The sequence below is a fragment of the Pseudoalteromonas lipolytica genome (assembly GCF_003515105.1).
GTDB lineage: Bacteria > Pseudomonadota > Gammaproteobacteria > Enterobacterales > Alteromonadaceae > Pseudoalteromonas > Pseudoalteromonas lipolytica.
The window spans coordinates 2,136,830-2,158,325 of sequence record NZ_CP032090.1; the positions used below are offsets into that span (position 1 = coordinate 2,136,830).

The window sequence follows — 21,496 nt, forward strand, 5'->3', positions numbered from 1 at the left end:
TATAAATCACTCATTTCTCAGCTCTGGCCTCTCAATGTCTCTTAGAACACAATTAATATTATTATTGAGCACTTTGTTTATTGTCGTTTTGATAAACACTTTTATTGTCTTTATTCTCGACAGAGAAGGCCGTTTAAAATTTGATGTACTTAATCATACTCATGAGATTATTGATCAATCTGAACGACTCTATAACCATATTATTAATGCTGAAACGGGCCAAAGAGGTTATCTTTTAACAGAGAACCTCAATTATCTTGATCCCTACTACCGTGGTTTAGAAAAAACGAAAGAACAATTCCTAATACTCAATAAGCTGACTCTGAATGACAAAAAACAGCAACAAAACCTTGCACAACTCGATGCATTGATTGAGAAAAAATTCGCCGAACTGAACTTAACGATTAATTTAATAAAACAAAATACGCCTCATGCAACCGAAGAGGCAAAAAGCATTGTTTACACCAACGAAGGTAAAGCGTTAATGGAGCAAATTGAGGCGTTAATAAAACAATTTCAAAATGTTGAGCGTACAAGGTTGGCTGAGCGAAACGCAGATTTCCAGAATAACCGGTTACTTATTACGCAAGTCGTATCTGTGCAAATTCCGTTATTTATTTTCCTATCCATTTTTTGTGCTTTTTACATTAACAATAAGCTGTTTAAACCGCTAAAGAGATTACTTAAAAATACCGAAAAGCTAGAAAAAGGCGAAATACCTGATCATATTGAAAAATGTGACACCAATGAAATTGGCTATTTACTTCGACGTTTTCATCGTATGAGCAACATTATTTACAGGCGCACCAACAAGTTAAGTTTTTTGGTAAGTCATGACCACCTTACAGGTGTGTTGAACCGAACAGAGCTTGACCGTCAATTAAAATTCGCCATTAGTGCAAGCTCAAAGAACAATAAGATGGCTGTTATATTTATCGATATTAATCAGTTTAAACAATTAAACGATCAATACGGTCATGTCATTGGTGACAAAGTGCTTGTTGAAGCTGCTAAAAGAATAACTGGCGCTGTGCGTGCTGATGATGATGTATATCGTTATGGCGGTGATGAATTTATTATTGTGGCTCACCACCTCAGAAAACTAAGTTATATTGATGCGATGATCAAGCACTTGCTCGATAAGTTCAACAGCCCCTTTGAGGTAGAGCAGCATAACTTAAAAGTCACTTTAAGTATTGGTATTGCTGTCTCACCCGATCACACAACTGACCATACACAATTATTAAAATTTGCTGATCAGGCAATGTACGAAGCCAAGCAAAGCCAGTTACACACATATAAAATTTTTCAAGGAATTGAGGGAGATAACTGAACTTATTCAATGCTTATTACGTACAAATTTGCAAAAAGCTCAGTCGCTATGTATAAAAAACATACATTCATTTAATTAAGGTGCCCTATGCATATTTTATTAACAGGTGGAACAGGCCTCATTGGAAAGCATTTGTGCCCATTTCTTTTAAACCATCACAAAGTCACAGTACTGAGCCGAAATCCTATTCAAGCCAATGTATTACTGACTCATCAAGTGCATGCTGTAAAGTCGTTGGATGAGGTTGATTTTGAAGATATAGATGCAGTGATAAATTTGGCTGGCGAGCCTATTGTTAACAAACGTTGGAGCGAGTCACAAAAACGCCGTTTGCTCGACAGTCGAATAAACCTAACATTGCAAATATCTAAAGCGATTAGCCGGTGTGAAACGCCTCCTCATACCTTTATTTCTGGTAGCGCCATTGGTTTTTATGGTCGTCAAGGCGACAAACATATAGATGAGGAATTTAATGATATATACCCAGAATTCAGCCATGTTCTTTGTCGAGATTGGGAGCATGCTGCCACCAAAGCGCAATCAAGCAAAACCCGTGTTTGCTTGCTGAGAACGGGTGTTGTTCTTGCCAAACAAGGTGGCGCACTGAGTAAAATGTTACCTGCATTCAAGTTTGGTTTTGGTGGGCCTTTAGGGCATGGTCACCAAGGTATGTCTTGGATCCATATTGACGATATGATTCAGCTGATTTTATTTGTACTGACCCACGACGACTTGCATGGGCCAATTAATGCCACAGCTCCAAATCCAGTTGATAATAATGAGTTTAGCCAAACATTAGGGACGGTACTTTCACGCCCCGCCATGCTCAGAATGCCTAGTTGGTTACTTAAGCTGATGATGGGTGAAATGTCAGACTTACTTATCCATGGTCAGTTCGTCATGCCGAATAAATTACTCGCGCATAACTATCGCTTTCATTACCCTGAGCTAAAACCAGCGCTGGAAAGTTTGAAACTGTAAAACATTGATAAGTAAAATTAAATTTGTATAAACCTTTACTGTACACTGTTATGCAGAAAGGTTTCCAACTATCATGGCAAACCAGCGACGTACCAAAATATACATGTAGCTACGTCTTCATGGTTAAACTGTGGTTTAGCGTATGAAGCTCATTTGTAACCCATTCTTTGTCTAAGCACTGTTCTAAATTAAGTTCTGCAAATCTTAAAAAATTACGTGCAGCATGAGATAAATGCCGATCTGTCCGAACAACAAAATACCAATGACTTGCCAGCTGAACATCAACAACATTAAGCATACAAAAGCTTTTATCGTGTGCTGGCAATACATGACGAGACACAACACCTAATCCCATTCCAGAACCGACGGCAACCCTAATAGCCTCATTACTTGCCATTTGCACGGTGTCACTAAGTACAAAGCCACGGCTTTGTAACTCACTTTCGAATAACATGCGTGTCGCCGAACCAGGCTCACGCAGTAAAAAGCGCTCAGTCATTAAATCATGCAGTGTTACGTGTGAAGATTTAGCCAGTGGGTGATTCATCGGGGCGATAAACACTAAGGGATTTTGTAAAAAACGCCCTGCTTTCGCGTGCTCAAGCGACGGTGGATGACTAAATACATAAATATCATCTTCACCTCTTTCAAACCGAGCCAATACTTCGGCCCTGTTTCCTATTTCTAATGGAAGCTCTACATGCGGATGTAAATTACTGTATGGCCCTAATAGTTTTGGCAGGATGTATTGCGCTGTATTTACAATCGCTATTTTGCAACGTCCCCGCTCACCGCCTCTCAATTCCACCAAATAATCTTGATAATCGTCAAAATGACCAAACACTTGCTGACAAGTTTGAAATAAAGCAAACCCAGCTTCGGTAATATGAATACGCTGCTGGTTAACCACAATGAGAGGCTCGTTTACAGTTTCTTGCAGTCGCTTTATTTGCTGCGATACTGTTGGCTGCGTTAAATGTAATTGCCTTGCCGTTTCACTAATTGAACGTGTTTTAACTACACACATAAACACTTCTAATAGCCGAAAAGAAATATGTCGTAAGTCCACAACCCCACCTCATAGATAAAAACCTATATGATGGTAGCATTCATTTAATTATTTACTATGTGTTTTTTTATTTAGAATAGCGGCGCTTTTAACTAAGAGGAGAAAAAAGTGCCTGATATTGTTGTCATGTTTTTTGTTTTAGGGTTAGCCGCAGGTTTATTACGATCTGATCTAAAAATTCCGCAAGCAACTTATGAAACTCTCAGCCTATTGTTAATGCTAACAATTGGTTTAAAAGGTGGCATGGTGCTACACGGAAATATACATTGGCAATTATTACCTGAAATGGGATCGGTATTGTTACTCGGAGCGTGTATCCCTCTTCTACTTTACCCCGTGCTCAAACGCTTACTTAATTTATCGGTCGCAAACAGTGCGAGTATTGCAGCACATTATGGCTCGGTGAGTGCAGGTACATTTGCTGTTGCTTTGGCGTACGCCGAATCAAATTCACTTGTGGTAGGTGCCGAAGTAACCCTGTATCTCGTCATGCTAGAGCTGCCGGCCATTATTGTTGGCTTATTGCTTTATCGCCGACTAGGTAATAAAGCCTCTGCAGGTAACCTATCGCTTAAGGCGCTGTGGCATGAAACCTTAACAAACAAAAGTGTTATTCTGCTTGTGGGTGGCGTTATTATCGGCATGATGTATGGCACACAACAAGGCAGCCAAGTTACGAGCTTACTAACTAATAGCTTTAAAGTTGTATTAGCCTTGTTTTTACTTGAAATGGGTCTTATGGCAGCACAAACATTACGCCCTATTCCATGGCATCATTGGCGCTTAGCGTTGTTTGCACTTATTACACCCAACTTATTAGGTGCGATTGGTGTTGGGGTTGGCACCGCATTGCAGCTTGAGCTTGGCTCAATCGTAATTTTAGGAAGCTTAGTTGCTAGCGCATCTTACATTGCAGCACCTGCAGCGATTAAAGCAGCAATCCCCGATGCAGATATTGGCTTAGCCATGTTAAGCTCGCTTGGGATAACCTTTCCGTTTAATGTATTAGTCGGTATAGGTTTGTATCATCATATGGCATTACTAATCTCATAAAAAAGTGAATTTAAACATCACTTTATGAATGCGATTTGGACTAAAGTCGTTTAATATAAAGAAAAAATGTGCAAGGACTTGCTATATGTTTGATCAATCTCTCAGCACAGAGCAACAGCATGTGAGTAACATTTTTAAGCGCTTATGTGCTGAATACAATGTGCAAAATAATGCAGAACTTGAGCACCATTTATCATTACAAAGCGGATTTAGTGAGCACTGTATTTTCAGTGCCACCATCCCTTATTCATTAATTGATAAAACGAGTAAAGCAACACACGTGAGTTTTGACTATTTACTTAATGGTCAAAATCAACACACGGTGCAATTAAGTAATGACCAATTAAAAGCGATTAAGAACGGCATTATCAAAAGTATCAAAAAAATGTCTATGGCTGGCTTAATTAAGGGTGAAAATCACAATCAAGAAACACTGGGTGAGCTGGCAGAAATTCATGTAGAACAGATTGAAAACGAGTTAAAAATACAAAGCCAAGTTAAATAACTTGGCTTTTTTAATTCTTGCCTTTGTATAACTCATTATAGATATCGGCAATATTATTTTGTTTATCATAGTAGCGCTGCAATTCGCCCAGCGATAAATCTTTTAACGTATCATCAGTAAAATCTATTGGTTCGGCAAATTTAAAGTTGGCTACATTTGGCGACTCGCCTAGTAAAGCCGCAATTTCACTTTTTAAAGCTTCGGCTTTATTAAATAATTTGAGCGCTTTATTTATATCGGTTTCATTTTCAGCCTGAATGGTACACCAAACGACTTCAACCGATTTGCTTCTTATTTGATCTTCAAATATGTTTTTACGCGCAATTAGCCATGTACTCGCTATAAGCAAGATAGCTAAAACGGCAATTGCACTGTAAATTAGTTCAAGCATCACGTTCCCTCGGTAAACTAAATGTTACTATACACCCAAACTTGGTTCGTAATACATCAGGAAAAAGCATTATAAATGATAGTACGAGGCTGATATATAAGAAATATCTGATTCGCGCCCAATCTCTAGTGTGGCCAACTTGGACTCACCAAAAATTTTAACTTCGTTTTAAGCAAACTGGGGAAAAGCATCACCACAGCTAAGGCAATACTAATGTAAAGGACGACAAAACTGTAAATGTAATGAATATAGGCGTGCTCGGCTTGGATATCCAAGACAACAAATTTAAACCATAAAATAAAATGAGATAAAGCAATAATGATTGTTAATTTGAGCACACAAAAAAATAATAAGCCAAATTTATAGCTAAGCTTTTCGTGCAGCTTTACTAGTATATACATACTTAAGAAGCTGGTTACACTCAAACTAAGATAAACATTTTGTACATTGTCAACTGCATGGTTTTCTTCGATGTATGTTAAAGCGTACTCCATTAATAATGTTGTAATCATATATTTAGTAACAACAACAGCAATAGTTAAGAAATCACTAAATAGCTCTTTATCTTTTAATGCTCGAAGCATTGACAGTACTAGTGCAAGTAGATATGACAAAGAAATTAGCACTTGGTATGAAAATACTTCTCTATTTTCACTGACCAATAATGCCTTATTATATAAATCTGCTAAGAATTCAAACATAGATTACCCTTGGTACCAACCATTAGGATATTACTATGTAGTAAAAAAAACCAGCTATTTGAGCTGGTTATTTTGAATAGTCTATTGTTTAGTTTGGCTTTTTTTCTTTAATGATAACTATTCCGCCAGAACCTTGTAGCTCTTCTTTTTTCTTCTCTCTGATAATAACGATACCACCAGAACCCTGTAGCTTTGTAGTATCAAAACTTGTTGCTGGTGCTGCGTCGAATGCTAAAGTAGATAGTAATAGGGCTGATAAAGTCATTTTTTTGTTCCTTCATTGTTAAAGATGCTGTTTCTAAGCAAGTACTGCGCCACTTATATTGCTATTTTAGTAACACAACACTCTTAATCTCTATATAAGCATAAAAAACAATCAATAGGCTATTTTTTGTTCTTCCCTTGTTGGTAAAATAGACATTCCCTAACACCTTTACGCTTTGCTCTATAAACTAATAAGGCTCTATGCCATAATTCTGTTAACTAATAAATTTAATGGTAAGCGCACATACGCTTAGCAAGGTTTAATGCATGGCATATCAAGAACAACAGCAACCAACAATTTACTGGCATGACTACGAGACCTTTGGCGCCAGTCCGCAAAAAGACCGCCCGAGTCAATTTGCTGGCATACGTACCGATCTTGATTTAAATATTATTGGTGAGCCGCTCATTGAATATTGTAAGCCCGCGGCAGACTATTTACCGCACCCAGAGGCGTGTTTAATAACCGGCATTACGCCACAAATAGCCATGCAAAAAGGACTGCCTGAAGCCGAATTTATGGCGAAAATTCATGCCGAGTTTAGTCAGCCTAACACCTGTGTAGCTGGCTATAATAGTATTCGCTTTGACGATGAAGTAACACGTTACAGTCTATATCGTAATTTTTATGACCCTTACGAGCGAGAGTATAAAAACAATAATAGCCGTTGGGATATTATTGACCTTGTTCGTGCTTGTTATGCGTTGCGACCAGAAGGTATTGAGTGGCCATTAAAAGATGATGGCACACCCAGCTTTAAACTTGAGCATTTAACTGTTGCTAACGGCATAGAACATGCCGCAGCTCACGACGCGTTAAGTGATGTTACTGCAACCATTGCGCTTGCAAAGCTTATAAAAGAAAAACAACCCAAGCTGTATCAATTCTTTTTTGGTTTACGCTCTAAAAAAGCGCTGGCTGATTTAGTTGATGTGTTCAACATGACACCGCTGGTACATACTTCATCACGCATACCGGCAAGCCAAGGCTGTACTAGCTGGATAGCGCCAATGAGTTTTCATCCAGTCAACAAAAACGCCATCATCTGCTTTAATTTAACAGATGATCCGCAGGTGTTATTAGATTTATCTGTTGAAGAGTTACGGACACGCCTTTACACCAAACACACCGACCTTGGCGAAAACGAGGCCCCTGTCGGCTTAAAACTAGTTCACTTAAATAAGTGCCCTATTCTTGCGCCCGCTAAAACACTATTACCAGAAAATGCCGCACGCCTAGGGATAGACCGCGAAAAGTGTTTGCAAAACCTTGCTATATTAAAAGCCAATACTGAACTTCGCGACAAAGTAACCGAAGTATTTAACGAACAACGTGACTACGGTGAAACACAAAACCCTGACTATCAACTTTATGACGGCTTTACGAGCCATGCCGATAAAGCCAAATTTGCCATTATTCGCGATGCAAGCCCTGAGCAACTGGCCACAATGCAGTTAGATTTTGAAGACAAAAAGTTTAATACCTTGTTGTTTAGATACCGTGCTCGCAACTGGCCACACACCTTAAGCCAAGACGAACTTGCACAGTGGCGTATGTATTGCCAAAATAAATTAATGCACGGCGATGACAGTCCTTCTATTAGCGCACACGATTTTATGATTACGCTCGAAAATTTAGCTCATGAGCACGACGATAATGAAAAAAATCTGCACATTTTAAAAGCACTGTATAACTACGCACAAAGTATGTAATATAACCATCAATTACCATGCTTTTTGTAAAAATGGCACCTTATAAGATTAAACCGTTATACAAAAAGCAATGCTCTAACATTATATAAATAAAGGAATATTTATGAAAAAAAGTATGCATTTCACCCTGTTTGTCATTTTATTCATTGGCACAAGCCATGCCTACTCTTTTGAATCCAAAATGGATTTCGAAACTTACATACGCGCTTGTATATATAAACCTGATGCTAGCTATATGGGTCAGTGTAATGAGATGGGAGTAGATTACGAGAAGATTGATACAACACTTTATTCTGAAAATAATGATTCAATCTCATTTTCTACAAATGTCATTAAATCTAGGGCAGTTATATTTAAACAGTTCCACCATGGCTTTATAATTAATTGTAATGCTTGCTCAGCACCAACAAGTGTTTCTGATGCTTTCAGTGCCTTCACTCGCTTTAAAAAAGCTTTTGAATCAAGTGCATTACATAGCGCATTTACTTCCACAGTTGTAACCAGAAATAACCGCAATACCTCAGAGCCAAGTGTGCAAAATAATGGAACAAGTTTCAGTGAAGACTTCAAAAACTTTGCAAGCGGAACTATAGATTTCAAAGATGTATTTGCATCCTTGTTTGATAGTGGAGACCAAAATATCGTCTTAGTAAAAGACAGTCGCGGCGAACCTTTTGCACTAATAGAGATAAAAAATGGCAAATATAGCTTAGTCGCAGATTTAACGAAAACAGTTAAGAACTCAGATGGTTCAACACTCTTCAATGCAAACCTAAGTACCAGTAATACACAGCCTTTTGTAGATATTGTCTATGGGGGCTCACTTAATATAGGCACTCATTGTAAAATTGCCTTTACGAGAGCTGAAAATGGGCAAAGATTAGTCTCGCAAGTTAGCTGCTATTAAAATAGTTTTTATAAGAGTTCACATGTGCCTAGCAATGCTAGGCACTATTTATGACCAATACCCCATTACTTTTTATGCAACGCCTCAATACGTGCTAATAAACTAGAGGTATCGTATCGGCCGCCGCCTAAGGCTTGTACATCGGCATAATACTGGTCAACTGTTGCCGTCATAGGCAACGTTGCGCCGTTCGCTTTTGCCTCATCAAGAGCAATGCCTAAATCTTTACGCATCCAATCGACTGCAAAGCCAAATTCGTACTCACCTGCCCACATTGTTTTGTAGCGGTTTTCCATTTGCCATGAACCTGCGGCACCTTTAGAAATTGTTTCAATTACTTTTTCACCATCAAGACCAGCTTGTTTAGCAAAGTGAAGTCCTTCTGCTAAGCCCTGTACTACCCCGGCAATACAAATTTGGTTCACCATTTTGCAAAGCTGACCTGAACCTACTTCACCTAATAGTTGGCTAAAACGACTAAAAGCAGCCATGACCGGTTGCACAACACCAAAGTCAGCCTCTGCGCCGCCCACCATCACCGTGAGAACACCATTCTCTGCACCAGCCTGACCACCAGACACAGGGGCATCTAAAAACGCAATACCTTGTTGCTTAGCTTTAGCGCCCACTTCACGAGCGACTTCTGCTGAGGTCGTTGTATGGTCAACTAAATAGCTACCGGCTTGCATGCTAGCCAGTACACCATTTTCGCCGTACACCACTGAGCGTAAATCATCGTCGTTACCAACACACATAAACACAATGTCAGCGTCTTTTGCCGCTTCTTTTGGCGTTTCGCTGTAGTGACCTTGATATTCTGATACCCACTTTTGTGCTTTTGCTGTTGTGCGGTTATAAACAGTCACGTGATGACCTGCGCTAGCAAGATGACCCGCCATAGGGTAACCCATGACACCTAATCCGATGAAGGCGACTTTCATTGACATAAAACTGACCTATTTGAGTGATAAATTAGTAACAATTTCATTATCTCAATCGAATAACTAAAAAGCGAATGAAAAAGCGTTCATTAATTTTAAGTAAGTTAAAAACACACAGGTAAAACATGGATAGTATATATCGTTTTAATGCCCAGCTTGCGTCTGGTGAAAATTTTAGCCTTGCGTCGCTACAAGGCAAAACCACTCTTATTGTTAACATTGCCAGTAAATGTAATTTTTCGATGCAAATGGCAAGTCTCGAAAAACTCTACAACACATATAAAGACCATAATTTTACTGTGCTGGGTTTTGCCTGTAACCAATTTGGTCATAATGAGCCACTCGAAGGTGGAGAATTATTAGCGTATTACCAGCAACACTTTAATGTAAGCTTTCCTCTTTTTAATAAAGTGCTCGTTAATGGGCCTGAGGCGCATCCGTTATTTAATTATTTAAAATGCCATACACGTGGAATTGCGCAAAACCGCGCAATTAAATGGAATTTCACCAAATTTCTTATAAACTCAGAAGGTCAACTCATTGCACGGTACGCCCCGCGTACCAAACCTGAAACCCTCAAAATGGTGATAGAGAGTAATTTAAATGATAAAGCTGGCCTTATTCAGTGCGCAAAAATATGAGAAACCCTTCTTTGACAATAACTCAACTAATTACAGTGAGTTTGTTTCTCTGAGCTTCATTGAGCAATCACTGAATATAACAACCGCACCATTAAGCAAAGGTTTTGATGCTGTATGCGTGTTTGTTAACGATACCGTTGATAAACACGTCATTTCTGCTTTAGCGAACGATGGTGTTAAAGCCATTTTATTACGCTGTGCTGGCTTTAATAATGTTGACCTTGAAGCCGCCAAAGAGCATGGAATAAAAGTTTGCCGCGTACCCGCTTACAGCCCAGAAGCAGTTGCAGAGCATTGTATTGCGCTCATGTTGACACTTAATCGCAAAACACATAAAGCATTTAATCGCGTTCGCGAAGGCAACTTTGATTTAAATGGCTTACTCGGCTTTAACCTATTTAAAAAAACCATTGGCATTATTGGCTGTGGTAAAATTGGCTTAGCACTGGTAAATATTTTAAATGGTTTTGGCGCTAACGTTTTAGTGTGTGATCCTAAAGTAAAAGCAGGGCCATTTACGTTATGTGACTTAGATACCCTACTCACGCAAAGTGATGTCATTTCTTTGCACTGTCCACTAAATGAGCACACCCATCACTTAATTAATGAAGCTGCATTTGAAAAAATGAAAGAAGGTGTCATGTTAATCAACACCTCACGCGGTGCGCTACTAGACAGTAAAGCCTGTATCAATGCGCTAAAATCAAAAAAAATTGGCTATCTGGGGCTTGATGTTTACGAACAAGAATCAGAACTGTTCTTTAAAGATCACCGTGAAGAAATTATGCAGGATGACATTTTTTCTCGCTTAGTCAGTTTCCCAAACGTACTTGTTACAGGCCACCAAGGTTTTTTCACTCAAGAAGCCCTTAACGAAATAGCTTGCACCACACTGCAAAGTGCTAATGAGTTAAGCCAAGGCTTGCCACTGACTAATGAAGTTATTTAAATGCGCTTAAAATAGTTCTATGCTCTTAAAATAACTCTATGCACTTAAACAATAAGGGCGTAAGGTTTGCGCCCTACGCCTTTTAAACAAGTGACTCTCGAATTAAAGCTGATCGTTTTATTTCAACAGTGCCACATTCACGAACACTGCGGTCATCAGTAACGGACACACAAAACGAATGTACTGAGCGAACCAATAATGTGGGCCACTCGACACTTGGTGTAATTTGTTACCACGTTTCCATAACCAACCTACAGTAATGAAATAAAACAGCCCCATCAGCGGTAATTGGTATTGTGTTAATACCATAATCACTAAGCCAAATAACCAATCAAAGTTAAGAATGATCAAAGATGAAGCAACAAACACAACTAAGGTCACAAATAACGTGGCTTGTTTACGCTCAATGCTGTGATTTTCAACTAAAAATGCGACAGGGATTTCAGTTGATGAAATAGTTGAGGTCACCGATGCAATCGACATCAACACAAAAAACAACAAGCCAACCAGTAAGCCTACTTGCCCCATAGTGCTAAAAAGCTCAGGTAATATTGCAAAAATTAATTGCCCCTCACCGACTAGCTTACCATTACTGAATACCTCAACGCCGTTGTGCTGAGCAACAAAAATGGCAGGAATAATTAATAACCCTGCTAAAAATGCCACACCCGTATCAAGCAATGCAACCGTGCCTGTAAGTTTTGGTAAGTTGGCGTCTGGCTTTAAATATGAGCCATATACCATCATACACCCCACACCTAACGACAATGAAAAGAACGCTTGCCCCATCGCGGCAATAATTAAGTTTGCATCGAAAATTTGACTAAAATCAGGGACTAAATAAGCAGCAAAGCCATCCATTGCGCCATCAAGGGTGGCAATATAAGCAATTAAAGCCACCAGCAACACTAACAATAGTGGCATTAAGCGGCGTGACCAGGTCTCGATACCCGATTTAACCCCTTTTAAAATAATACTGGCTGTTAAGATAAGCATGAGTGGCGTAAACACAAAATTGCGCGCCATTGAATCACTGTGTAAAAAGTCACTGAGCTTAGCTAAACCAAAAAAGCTAGCGATTGGTTCAAGCGCATATGCGAGCATCCAACCTGCAACAATCGAATAAAAACTTAGCATCACAATGGCGCCAAATAGGCCTATGTAACCCGCTGCGGCACCGACTTTTGGCGAGGTATCTTGCCATGCACTTGATAACGCTTTAACAGGATTTGCTTGCGCTTGATGACCTAAATACAGTTCCGTGTACAAGGCTGGAAGCGCTAATAAGAAAATAACAATAAAATAAACAAGTAAAAATGCACCGCCGCCATGGTTTGCCGCTTGCGTTGGGAACCCCCAAATATTACCTAAACCTACTGCCGCACCAGAAGCGGCGAGAACAAAACCAATACGACTTTGGAAGCCGTCACGAACTTGTGCCATACATCTACATTTCTGTTATTATTTTTCCTCATTAAACCATAATTACAGTCAACTGCGTAAACAATTTGCGTTTGTGTGTGCCTGCAACCGTGCATTTGCTGTAAAAATAAACAAATCTAATTCTGAGTATATGCGAAAGCCGCAAACCATGAGCAGTCACTATTTTTCTAACACTTTAAAAATTGATTCAGCAGTAAGTTCAGCTGATAAACAAATCGTACTTGTGGATGCTTCACATATCGATATTAGTACCCTGCCGGTTAGTAAATTACTCAGCCAGTTTGAGCAAAGCGTACTTGCAAAGCGCAAAGTACAAGCAGCAAAACAAGAGTACATTGCCACACGGTTAACACTTAAGTATTTATTAAAACTCAGCGTTCCAGCATTTAAAAACACACCTCTTTGCGACATTTCAAGCCAATTTGATGACGCAGACAGCAAGCTTAAACTACACACGCCTGAGGGTGAGCCCATTTGGGCCTGTTTATCGCATTCGCGTGGTTTTATCGGCGCAGCACTCAACCCTGAGCAACATAAATTTGGTTTCGATATTGAACACTGCACAAAAACACGTCCCTTTGTAAAACTTGCCAAACACTTTTATCACCAAGAGGAAGTCAACCTAATTAGCGCCTTTAACGATATAAACGAGCAAGCTGGGTGTTTTTTTAGAATTTGGACACTCAAAGAAGCGTTGGCCAAAGCAACTGCACAGCCTATCGCTAAGCTCTTGAGCCCAAATGTGTTTGAGGAAATTGAAAAACATAGCTTGACCGCATCAAGCCGAACCGTAAATGATTTTGATATTAGCGTGGTGGCACAAAAAAGCACTGACTGGCAGTGCTCTTTTATGACATTTGACGACTTACGCCGCGTTTTGGCTTTCTAATAAACGACTATGAATAGCTTGAACAACAAGGTCAGACTCACTCTGCTCAACTAAAAAGCACAGGTTATGTTTACTTGCACCATGGCAGATTAAGCGAATATTAAAATCACTCAATACCTGCATTAAGTTAGTTTCTTGCTGACGTAATTGAATTTCTGAACCAATTAATGCTACCAGCGTTAAGTTATTCTCAACCGATACATGACAAAACTCAGAGAGTTTATCTAAACAGGCTTGATCAAGCTCTGGGCGTGATGCGTTAGGTGCGTTATCTAAGGTAATTGCCACACTAATTTCAGAGGTTGTTACTAAATCAACCGAGATATTAAACTCACTTAAAATAGTGAAAACACGCGCTAAGAAACCACTGGCTAAAAGCATTTCTGGGCTTTTAACCGTTAAAAGAATTTGGTTTTTACGCTGTGTGACTGCTCGAATACCAGGCTGCTCTGACTTTTCTTTTTCAATCCATGTGCCCCCTAATTGCGGTTCACGGCTTGAGCCAACAAACACGCTAATATGGCTGCGACTTGCCGGTAAAATAGTCGCGGGGTGCAATACTTTTGCCCCAAATGTTGCCATTTCAGCTGCTTCGTCAAAGCTTAGTCGTGCAATAGGCGTGGCTTTTACACATAAACGCGGATCAGTACTGAAAATACCCACTACATCAGTCCAAATATGCACACTTTTAGCGTTAATTGCTTCTGCAAGCAATGCCGCGCTGTAGTCAGAACCACCACGGCCTAACGTGGTTGTTTGGTTGTGCTCATCACTGCCAATAAAGCCTTGGGTTACCACAACTTGTTCTGCTAATAAGGGCACTAAATATTTTTGCGCCGCCGCGGCTGTTGCAGCAATGTTTGGGGTAGCTTTTGCAAATTGACTATCTGTTTTTAAGACTTTACGCACATCAAATCGCACAGCATCTAAGCCCTGACCACGCAGTACTTGAGTAAATAAATAAGATGACAAGCGCTCACCAAAGCTCAGCAGTTCATCTTGCTCAGCGGCCGATTTAGCCCCTGCTGCTGCAAGCGTTTGAAATGCTTTTAAGGTTTCATCAAAGCCATGAGCTAAATCGGCATCCAGCGACAGCTCGGCTAAAATATTTTCTTGAATAGCAATAACACCTGTGATGTGTTCATCGCGCTGTGCTGCGCTTAAATCATCTTTACACAGTGCAACTAAATGATTGGTTACGCCCGCACTTGCACTCACTGCAACAACGCGTACTTGATTATCTGCACAGACAATTTCTGCACAACGACTCATGGCGTCAAAGTTAGCTACACTGGTGCCACCAAATTTTGCAACTACATAATCTGATTTCGAGTTGGCGGCTAATTGGGTATTCATGTCGTCTCCTTTTGTGGGTAACAATCCACATTAATTCAAGAAGAACTCGGCAAGGGGTGCTTTGATAAAAAAGAGTAGTCCACTGCCAGAAGCTCTCCACCTAGTTTGGTGACAGTTTTGAGGATTCAGCCCCATAAACCGAAAAATAACCGCGACGACCGATTACTTTCCTCGGCGAGTACTTCCCTCTTTAATGGTCATTGGCAATCGTCACCTCACATTAAATACCTAAGTATCGCACCTCTTCTGAATGTTAAGTTAACACCTGGTTAAAATAACAAAGCCTGCTATAAAAAGCAGGCTTTGAAACTTATCGTTTAGACGTCTAGCTGTCAAGTATTAAATAAAACTTCCCGCTAGGTATGAGCCATAATAACCCGTTGTATAAGCTATTAATAAATACAGCGACATTTTTAAATAACTCATAAACGTTAATGCTTTTACTTTACTCATTGCGATAATACCCGCTGCAGAGCCGATAATAAGCATTGAGCCTCCCACACCTGTTGCATAGGTAAACGATAACCATTGCTGAGGGCTCATGACAATATCGGCTTTCAGTAATGCAGCCGTTAGCGGCACGTTATCAACCGCAGCCGACAACAAGCCCATTAAGTAGTTTGCATACTCAGGCGCCATAAGCTCATATAAGTGCGTAAATTTAGACAGCATACCCACTTCTTTAAGCGCACCTACGAGTAGCAATACACCCACGAAGAATAAGAGCGTGTCGTATTCAATTTCACGAATATAATCAATAATTTTTTTGTTAACGTCTTTCTTGCGCATTAAAAATTGCGCCACTAAAAACATTAACGACAAACCAAATAAAAAGGTTAATAGTGGTGGCACACTATAAAGCACACTGAGTGTTAGGGTTGCGATAATCGTCGAGAAAAAGATCACCGCAATGGTGATGTCGGTCTTTTCTATGCGGCGGACCGCTTGTTTTTCGAATACGACATTCCCTGACATCCCCGCAGATAGCATAACAGCCAATAGCGCCACACTTGCAAGTGAAGGCACAATAAGCAATAACAAGTTACCGATGGTGACTTTCTCATCAAGGAAAATCATTAAGGTCGTTACATCACCCGTAATAAGTGATACCCCACCAGAGTTCACACTGAATACAATGAGGGTCGCGTATTTTATTAATTTTTTTGGATCAAGCTTTAGCGACATCACAACTGCAAGCGAAATTAATGTTGCTGTGATATTGTCGGAAATAGAAGAAAACAAAAACGCAAAACCACCAATCAAAAACATCAGCTTTCGTTCGCTGATTTGATTTGGCATAATTTTGTGAACAATATTTTGAATAAACCCTTTCGAGTTTAAATAAGCGACAAAGGTCATAGCAGCCATTAGGAATAACCACAAAGTAGCAATTTCTAAAATATTGTGATCAAGTTGATGTTGTATAGTTTCTGGGCTTTGCCCATGAATTGGAGAGATAAACAAGATAATCCAGCATAAAGTGCCAAAAAAAAGCGTCGTTTTGGCCTTGTTTACATGGATAATATCCTCTATAACGATAAGCAAAAATGCCACCGCTATCAGGGTTAGGATAAGTGGGGTTACCATGGTGTTTGAACAACCTTTATAAAAATGTAAAAATTGTAAGTCGAGTGTTTCGGCGCGGATTCTAGCAGCATCTAAGTCATAAAACTATTCTCAATTACATAAATTACTACTAAACGCTAACACCAAAATTTTGATTTACTGGAGCCGTATGATCCCAGCTAAAAAGTTATTAAATACCCTTACAGAGCATTGGGGGGTGTTAGAACTCTTATTTAAACGTTTTAAGATGGCTGATTTCAGCTTAAAAGACGTACAAAATGCGATAAAACAAAAACAGCCAAGCTGGTCAAATGAACGCATTTATAAAGAAACAAATCGTTTATTGAATCAAGATATTATTATTCCACTGGCAAAATCTTCGCAATTAGAAATCAACCGCGCAATTGCTGACTTTGCAACCTTTTTATTGCAAGAAGAGCATTTGGGTTTAGCACAAGAGATCAACGTATTAGTTGATGACTTAGCACGCTTGGGCAACCGCTTAGCAAAAGCCGGAGAAATTGAAGATTACGACGAGCTGCGTCGCTTTAGCCGAATTATGGATGATCGGGTTCGCAAAATAATGAAACTGTTTAGCCATAACGAAAACGCTATTTTAAATATTGTTGAACAAGCTAAAGCTAATAACGCAGTACAATCGCTACAAAAACGCTATCAAGCTGTTATAGAAGCGTTTGACGAATACATAGAGCCAATGCTTGAAATGGTTGATATACGTGGCGATTTTCATGCTTGTTTTAACACCATTGAAATGCAAATAAGCCTACAGATTGAACAAATTGATCGGCTCGGAAAGTCATACCAAGACAAACGCATGCTTGAGCAACTTCGAACGCGTATTTTAGAAATGCATTTAGTGGGTCGCGAAAGCCTGCGTAAAAGTGCTGATATGCTAATGCCACTGCGTGAAGAGCTGCGCCGTAATAACTTAATCACCCGCCAAGCAGCGAAAGTACTTGGGCTTGTGCGTAAAAATGGCGTTGATAACATGCTGAGCGCCGTGCAACCTAATTTTGTCTCTGATTCACAACGCTTTTCACTCGGCCAACAACGCCATATTATCGCCTATATGGCAGGTTTAGTTGACTTTGAGCACGATGAATACGAGCTACCAGAGCATCAAGATGTGCCGGCGTACCAAAGCCCTAATATCCCCGATTACAACGATGTAAAATCACAGTTTAAAAAGCGCTTCAAAAAGGCCACCAAAAAGTCACAACCGCTGCTTAGTTTCTTAGATGAAAGCTACCCCGACCTTGACGCTGACGAAATGCTGTTTTTATATCAAAAACTCATTAGCGATGGCGACCTTGAAATCAGCCAAAGCCAAGAAAAAGTAAAAATAAAGATTGCCCAGCAGCACTTTTCACTCTACCCGTTTAATTCATCGCCTGCTGATGACAAACAAGCAACAGAGCAATAACTATGACAGATATTAATTTAGATGATTTAACACATCTACAAGCGATTAATAAAAAGCTCACCTCAGGCTATCACATTAGCGAGCAAGACACCTTAATGTGGCAAGAGCTTGATCAACACATTGATGCTTATCGTGCCCTATTCAATGCACTCGGTCATGATTTACAACACGATAGCCGTGGCTATTACTACTTTGGCAGCGATGAAAGCACACCTAATATGGGCAAGATCTCGCGCGCTATTGCACTGACTATTTATATTTTGATTGAACACTATGCCAACACAGGTAAAGACCCGATGCGCGCTTTGTTCGACGAAGTTAATGACTTAGAGCTCATGCAAACCCTTGTGCAAATTAATAAACATTTGTTTGATCAACTTGAAATTTTCTCTGGCTCAGATTTACGTAAAGATGTGTATCTACGTATGGTGCGCTTAGGACTTGCCCGCGAAGTTGAAAACGGCTTTATGCTACAAGCCCCTATTTATCGTTATATCGATGCATTAATGGAAGTAAACGAAGAAACCTACCTAGGAGATGACGAATAATGCAAAGCCAAAGCCTATACGGACTCAGTAAGCTTGCGCTATTAAATACCGCTGGCTATGCAAAATGCGTGATCCCGCTTGATAAAAGTAGCTCGATTTGTGCCCCTAACAATACCGGGAAAAGCTCTGTTATCAATGCCCTGCAGTTTCCGCTAATTAATGATTTACGCCTTACCGAGTGGGATGGTCACGATTTAGATGAAACCCGAAAGTTTTATTTTTCATCCGACCAATCATATATATTACTTGAAGCCGACTTACCAAACGGCCCAGTGGTCATTGGGGTTGCTGGTTTGGGTAAAATTGCAGGGTTCGCACATCAGTTTTTTTGCTATCAGGGAAAACTACACCTTGACCATTACACCCAAGGCAAAACTATTATTAAGTTCACTAAGCTGTTTAATCATTTAAAAGAGCAAGGATTCAATCCTATTGAACTTAAAGCACAAGAGCTCAACGCCCTTTTAACTGGTGGTGCGACGCCGTTTGATGGCGATATCAATTTAAAAATGATCCCGCTGAATAACGTACAAGACTCGGCAATTTACAAAGAAATCTTCCGCCGTATTCTTAACTTGCACAAGCTCGGTGCCAGTGATGTTAAACGCTTTATGCTGCGTGTGTTTGAGCGTCATATGTCAAACTCTCGGGTAGACTTTTATGAAGTATGGCGTCGCTCATTCGACAAAGTAAACCGTGCCAAACGCGAATTAAAAGCCCTTGAATCAATGCAAGAGCCTATTGCAGCCCTTGAATCTATGCTTGAAAATCAAACCGTATTAAAAGGTAAACTGGCTGCGTACGCACCTAAGATTGACCAAGCTTTAATTGACTTTGAAAGCTATCAACAAGAGCAGCTAGCAGAGCTCAATATTGCCCTTGAAGATATCGAGCACGAAAAACACGAATTTGAACAAAAGCAACAGTTATACATTCAACAGTCTCGCGATATTGAACGCAAACAAACGCAAATTGAGCAATGGTTTTTAGACTACCGAGCATTAAAATCTGAGTTTGAACTGGTTAATAAAGCCACTTTAAAAGTTAGCCTTACCCAGCTTAAGCAAGACTATGAGTCGCTGTCGCATTCATTAAACAGCGCACAAGGGCAAAGCTTACACACGCTTGATTACCGCATCAGCGAAACACAAAAGCAAATTAAAAGCTTAAAGCTGCAGCTGAAAAACTTAGAGTTCAACCTCTTTACTCGTATGCGTGAAGACTTGTCTTTAAAAGAAGTTGAAGAAATCTCGCGTATTCTCAATCCCGATATTCTCTCGTTTGCGACCACCAGCAATGGGGATGTCGAGATTACTGACGAAGATGCCTTTGGGGAATTTTTAGAGCAATTATCAGCCAACGTAAAAGGCGGTATTCTTACCCTACCAGGTGCAACGATTAAGCTCAAAAAGCTTAGCCCAGTGCAAATGCAAACTGGCGAAAACAAAGAGCAATTAACCGCACAATTAGCCGCACTTGAAAACTCATTAAAAGAGTTTAAGCAACAGCGCGAAGTTGCTGCCAATGTCGCCCAAAAGCAAAAAGAGAAAGACGCGCTTTATGATGAGCTAATGGCCTCTGAAGAAGCGTTAAAACGCTTTGAGCAATTTGAAATCATGCAGCAATCTGTTGATGCGCAAACCCTGCTTAAAGAGCAGCTAAATGCTGAACGCGAACAAGTGGACGACTACCTGCAAGATATCCAAAAAAACAGTGGGTCAATTAGTGATCGTCGTTCAATTATTAAATCGAAAAAAGATCTACTCGCCCGCCAAGCTGACCGCTTACGCCAAGTTAAGTCGGAGCGAATTGACCATACTCTCGATTTTTACTCGGGCAAAGTAACGCCGTACATGATCGAAATCAGCATTGATTTTGATAATTTAAGTGATCTCATTCATCATTTTAATAAAGATTGCCAAGAGCTGAGAAACTTTGATATCAACGTGCGCAATACCTACATGCATATTTACAATGCAGGAATTACAAAGTTCGATAACGAAAACGATGAGTTCACTAAGTACGAAAAACTAATAAGCGCGTTTCACAATATTGATAACGAACGCGATGCGGTTGAGCGCCAAGGCCGAGTTGCCCTTACCGAAGTAGCTGCCACCATTAAAGGCCTGCGTGAAGACCTAGATCGCCTTCGCCGCGAAATGAACAGCTTTAACAAAGGCATTAGTCAGCATCGTATTTCAAACTTACAAGCCTTTAAGATCAATGTGATCCCGCGAAAAATGTTGGTTGATAGCATCGACACCATTATCAGTACCTCAAACCAGTTTAAGCAAGGTGATACTCTCGATTTATTAAGCCAAGAGCCGTACAGTGAGTCGGCAGTAAACGAAGCAAAAGATCATTTAATTAAGCTCGCTTCAGATAAAGCGGGATTAACACTGACCGATTTATTTGATATTCGCTTTGAGGTAGTAAACCGTGCAGGTGAAACAGAGCACTTTGAAAAAATTGACTCCGCGGGCTCTAACGGCACACGTATAACAATTAAGTTACTATGTGGCATGCTGTTTATTCGCTACCTGTTAAGTGATCAAGAACAAAACTTATACCGTATCCCTATTTATATTGATGAAGCGGCGGATATCGACCCACAAAACCAAAAAGCAATAATAGAAACCGCATTGAGTTTTGGCTTTGTGCCAATTTTTGCATCTGTTAAGCCACAAGTGAGTTGTGACTACATTGTGCCTATTCGGACAGTAAAAGATGGGGCACAAAACTGGGTCGATGAAAAAGACTGGATTGAGGTCGAACACAGCGCCTAATCACATAAATTAATAA

20 protein-coding genes and 1 riboswitch are annotated in these 21,496 nt (G+C 40.0%); of the genes, 12 read left to right on the forward strand and 8 right to left on the reverse strand.

The genetic code is table 11. The annotated features are described in order from the left end of the window. Window positions 1-34 precede the first annotated feature (34 nt). On the forward strand, window positions 35-1,333 hold the full coding sequence (locus D0907_RS09725; RefSeq protein WP_118844394.1) for a diguanylate cyclase domain-containing protein: 1,299 nt from the start codon (window positions 35-37) through the stop codon (window positions 1,331-1,333). Between the two features lie 87 nt (window positions 1,334-1,420). Beyond that, entirely contained in the window at window positions 1,421-2,314 is an 894-nt protein-coding gene (locus tag D0907_RS09730) for a TIGR01777 family oxidoreductase (protein WP_036967749.1), read from the forward strand. Between the two features lie 109 nt (window positions 2,315-2,423). On the opposite strand, the gene D0907_RS09735 is transcribed toward D0907_RS09730, so the two are convergent. After that, on the reverse strand, window positions 2,424-3,383 hold the full coding sequence (locus D0907_RS09735; protein WP_036967747.1) for a LysR family transcriptional regulator: 960 nt from the start codon (window positions 3,381-3,383) through the stop codon (window positions 2,424-2,426). Window positions 3,384-3,491: 108 nt separating this feature from the next. On the opposite strand from D0907_RS09735, the gene D0907_RS09740 reads away from it, so the two are divergent. Next, on the forward strand, window positions 3,492-4,436 hold the full coding sequence (locus D0907_RS09740; RefSeq protein ID WP_065978525.1) for a sodium-dependent bicarbonate transport family permease: 945 nt from the start codon (window positions 3,492-3,494) through the stop codon (window positions 4,434-4,436). Window positions 4,437-4,521: 85 nt separating this feature from the next. Continuing rightward, window positions 4,522-4,941 (forward strand): hypothetical protein, encoded by a 420-nt coding sequence (locus tag D0907_RS09745; protein WP_065978526.1) that lies wholly within the window; start codon window positions 4,522-4,524, stop codon window positions 4,939-4,941. A gap of 10 nt (window positions 4,942-4,951) precedes the next feature. Here D0907_RS09745 and D0907_RS09750 read toward each other — a convergent pair whose 3' ends face one another. From D0907_RS09750 to D0907_RS21040, 3 genes are all read right to left on the reverse strand, one after another. Then, window positions 4,952-5,332 carry a hypothetical protein gene (locus tag D0907_RS09750; protein ID WP_036967741.1) on the reverse strand — a complete coding sequence of 127 codons (381 nt, stop codon included), beginning with the start codon at window positions 5,330-5,332 and terminating at the stop codon, window positions 4,952-4,954. Between the two features lie 125 nt (window positions 5,333-5,457). Next, on the reverse strand, window positions 5,458-6,033 hold the full coding sequence (locus D0907_RS09755; RefSeq protein WP_074989318.1) for a hypothetical protein: 576 nt from the start codon (window positions 6,031-6,033) through the stop codon (window positions 5,458-5,460). 88 nt (window positions 6,034-6,121) lie between these two features. After that, the gene (locus D0907_RS21040) at window positions 6,122-6,298 is read right to left on the reverse strand and encodes a hypothetical protein (RefSeq protein ID WP_162898040.1); all 177 of its coding nucleotides are present in this window, start codon (window positions 6,296-6,298) and stop codon (window positions 6,122-6,124) included. Between the two features lie 266 nt (window positions 6,299-6,564). Between D0907_RS21040 and sbcB the strand changes: the two genes are divergently transcribed. Beyond that, a complete protein-coding gene (gene sbcB / locus D0907_RS09760; RefSeq protein WP_118844395.1) occupies window positions 6,565-8,010 on the forward strand; it encodes an exodeoxyribonuclease I in 1,446 nt (481 codons plus the stop codon). 103 nt (window positions 8,011-8,113) lie between these two features. Then, window positions 8,114-8,917, forward strand: coding sequence for a hypothetical protein (locus D0907_RS09765; RefSeq protein ID WP_118844396.1), 804 nt, complete (start codon window positions 8,114-8,116; stop codon window positions 8,915-8,917). A gap of 65 nt (window positions 8,918-8,982) precedes the next feature. Here D0907_RS09765 and D0907_RS09770 read toward each other — a convergent pair whose 3' ends face one another. Continuing rightward, window positions 8,983-9,864, reverse strand: a complete 882-nt coding sequence (locus D0907_RS09770; RefSeq protein ID WP_118844397.1) for an NAD(P)-dependent oxidoreductase — start codon at window positions 9,862-9,864, stop codon at window positions 8,983-8,985. 119 nt (window positions 9,865-9,983) lie between these two features. Between D0907_RS09770 and D0907_RS09775 the strand changes: the two genes are divergently transcribed. Both D0907_RS09775 and D0907_RS09780 read left to right on the forward strand, forming a co-directional pair. Beyond that, the gene (locus tag D0907_RS09775; protein WP_065978532.1) at window positions 9,984-10,499 is read left to right on the forward strand and encodes a glutathione peroxidase; all 516 of its coding nucleotides are present in this window, start codon (window positions 9,984-9,986) and stop codon (window positions 10,497-10,499) included. Further along, window positions 10,465-11,448 (forward strand): 2-hydroxyacid dehydrogenase, encoded by a 984-nt coding sequence (locus tag D0907_RS09780; protein WP_118844802.1) that lies wholly within the window; start codon window positions 10,465-10,467, stop codon window positions 11,446-11,448. Before D0907_RS09775 ends, D0907_RS09780 begins: the two co-directional genes overlap by 35 nt. A 117-nt stretch (window positions 11,449-11,565) precedes the next feature. On the opposite strand, the gene D0907_RS09785 is transcribed toward D0907_RS09780, so the two are convergent. Beyond that, a complete protein-coding gene (locus D0907_RS09785; protein ID WP_036967729.1) occupies window positions 11,566-12,891 on the reverse strand; it encodes a sodium-dependent transporter in 1,326 nt (441 codons plus the stop codon). Between the two features lie 148 nt (window positions 12,892-13,039). On the opposite strand from D0907_RS09785, the gene D0907_RS09790 reads away from it, so the two are divergent. Continuing rightward, window positions 13,040-13,780, forward strand: coding sequence for a 4'-phosphopantetheinyl transferase family protein (locus D0907_RS09790; RefSeq protein ID WP_074989314.1), 741 nt, complete (start codon window positions 13,040-13,042; stop codon window positions 13,778-13,780). Here D0907_RS09790 and lysC read toward each other — a convergent pair. Together lysC and nhaD are read right to left on the reverse strand one after the other, a co-directional pair. Continuing rightward, window positions 13,757-15,136 carry a lysine-sensitive aspartokinase 3 gene (lysC, locus tag D0907_RS09795; protein WP_118844398.1) on the reverse strand — a complete coding sequence of 460 codons (1,380 nt, stop codon included), beginning with the start codon at window positions 15,134-15,136 and terminating at the stop codon, window positions 13,757-13,759. The two genes, D0907_RS09790 and lysC, sit on opposite strands and share 24 nt — an antisense overlap. Window positions 15,137-15,217: 81 nt before the next feature. Next, window positions 15,218-15,390, reverse strand: a riboswitch (Lysine riboswitch). 85 nt (window positions 15,391-15,475) lie between these two features. Beyond that, a complete protein-coding gene (gene nhaD / locus D0907_RS09800) occupies window positions 15,476-16,723 on the reverse strand; it encodes a sodium:proton antiporter NhaD (protein WP_118844399.1) in 1,248 nt (415 codons plus the stop codon). Between the two features lie 148 nt (window positions 16,724-16,871). Here nhaD and D0907_RS09805 point away from each other — a divergent pair, with 148 nt between their 5' ends. From D0907_RS09805 to D0907_RS09815, 3 genes are read left to right on the forward strand one after another with little or no spacing between them, the layout of a single operon-like run. Further along, window positions 16,872-18,146, forward strand: a complete 1,275-nt coding sequence (locus tag D0907_RS09805; RefSeq protein WP_118844400.1) for a hypothetical protein — start codon at window positions 16,872-16,874, stop codon at window positions 18,144-18,146. A gap of 2 nt (window positions 18,147-18,148) precedes the next feature. Next, on the forward strand, window positions 18,149-18,694 hold the full coding sequence (locus D0907_RS09810; protein ID WP_062564547.1) for a condensin complex protein MksE: 546 nt from the start codon (window positions 18,149-18,151) through the stop codon (window positions 18,692-18,694). Further along, window positions 18,694-21,480: an AAA family ATPase gene (locus D0907_RS09815; RefSeq protein WP_118844401.1), complete on the forward strand. Its 2,787-nt coding sequence runs from the start codon at window positions 18,694-18,696 to the stop codon at window positions 21,478-21,480. The genes D0907_RS09810 and D0907_RS09815 overlap by 1 nt, the downstream gene beginning before the upstream one ends. The last annotated feature ends 16 nt before the right edge of the window (window positions 21,481-21,496 follow it).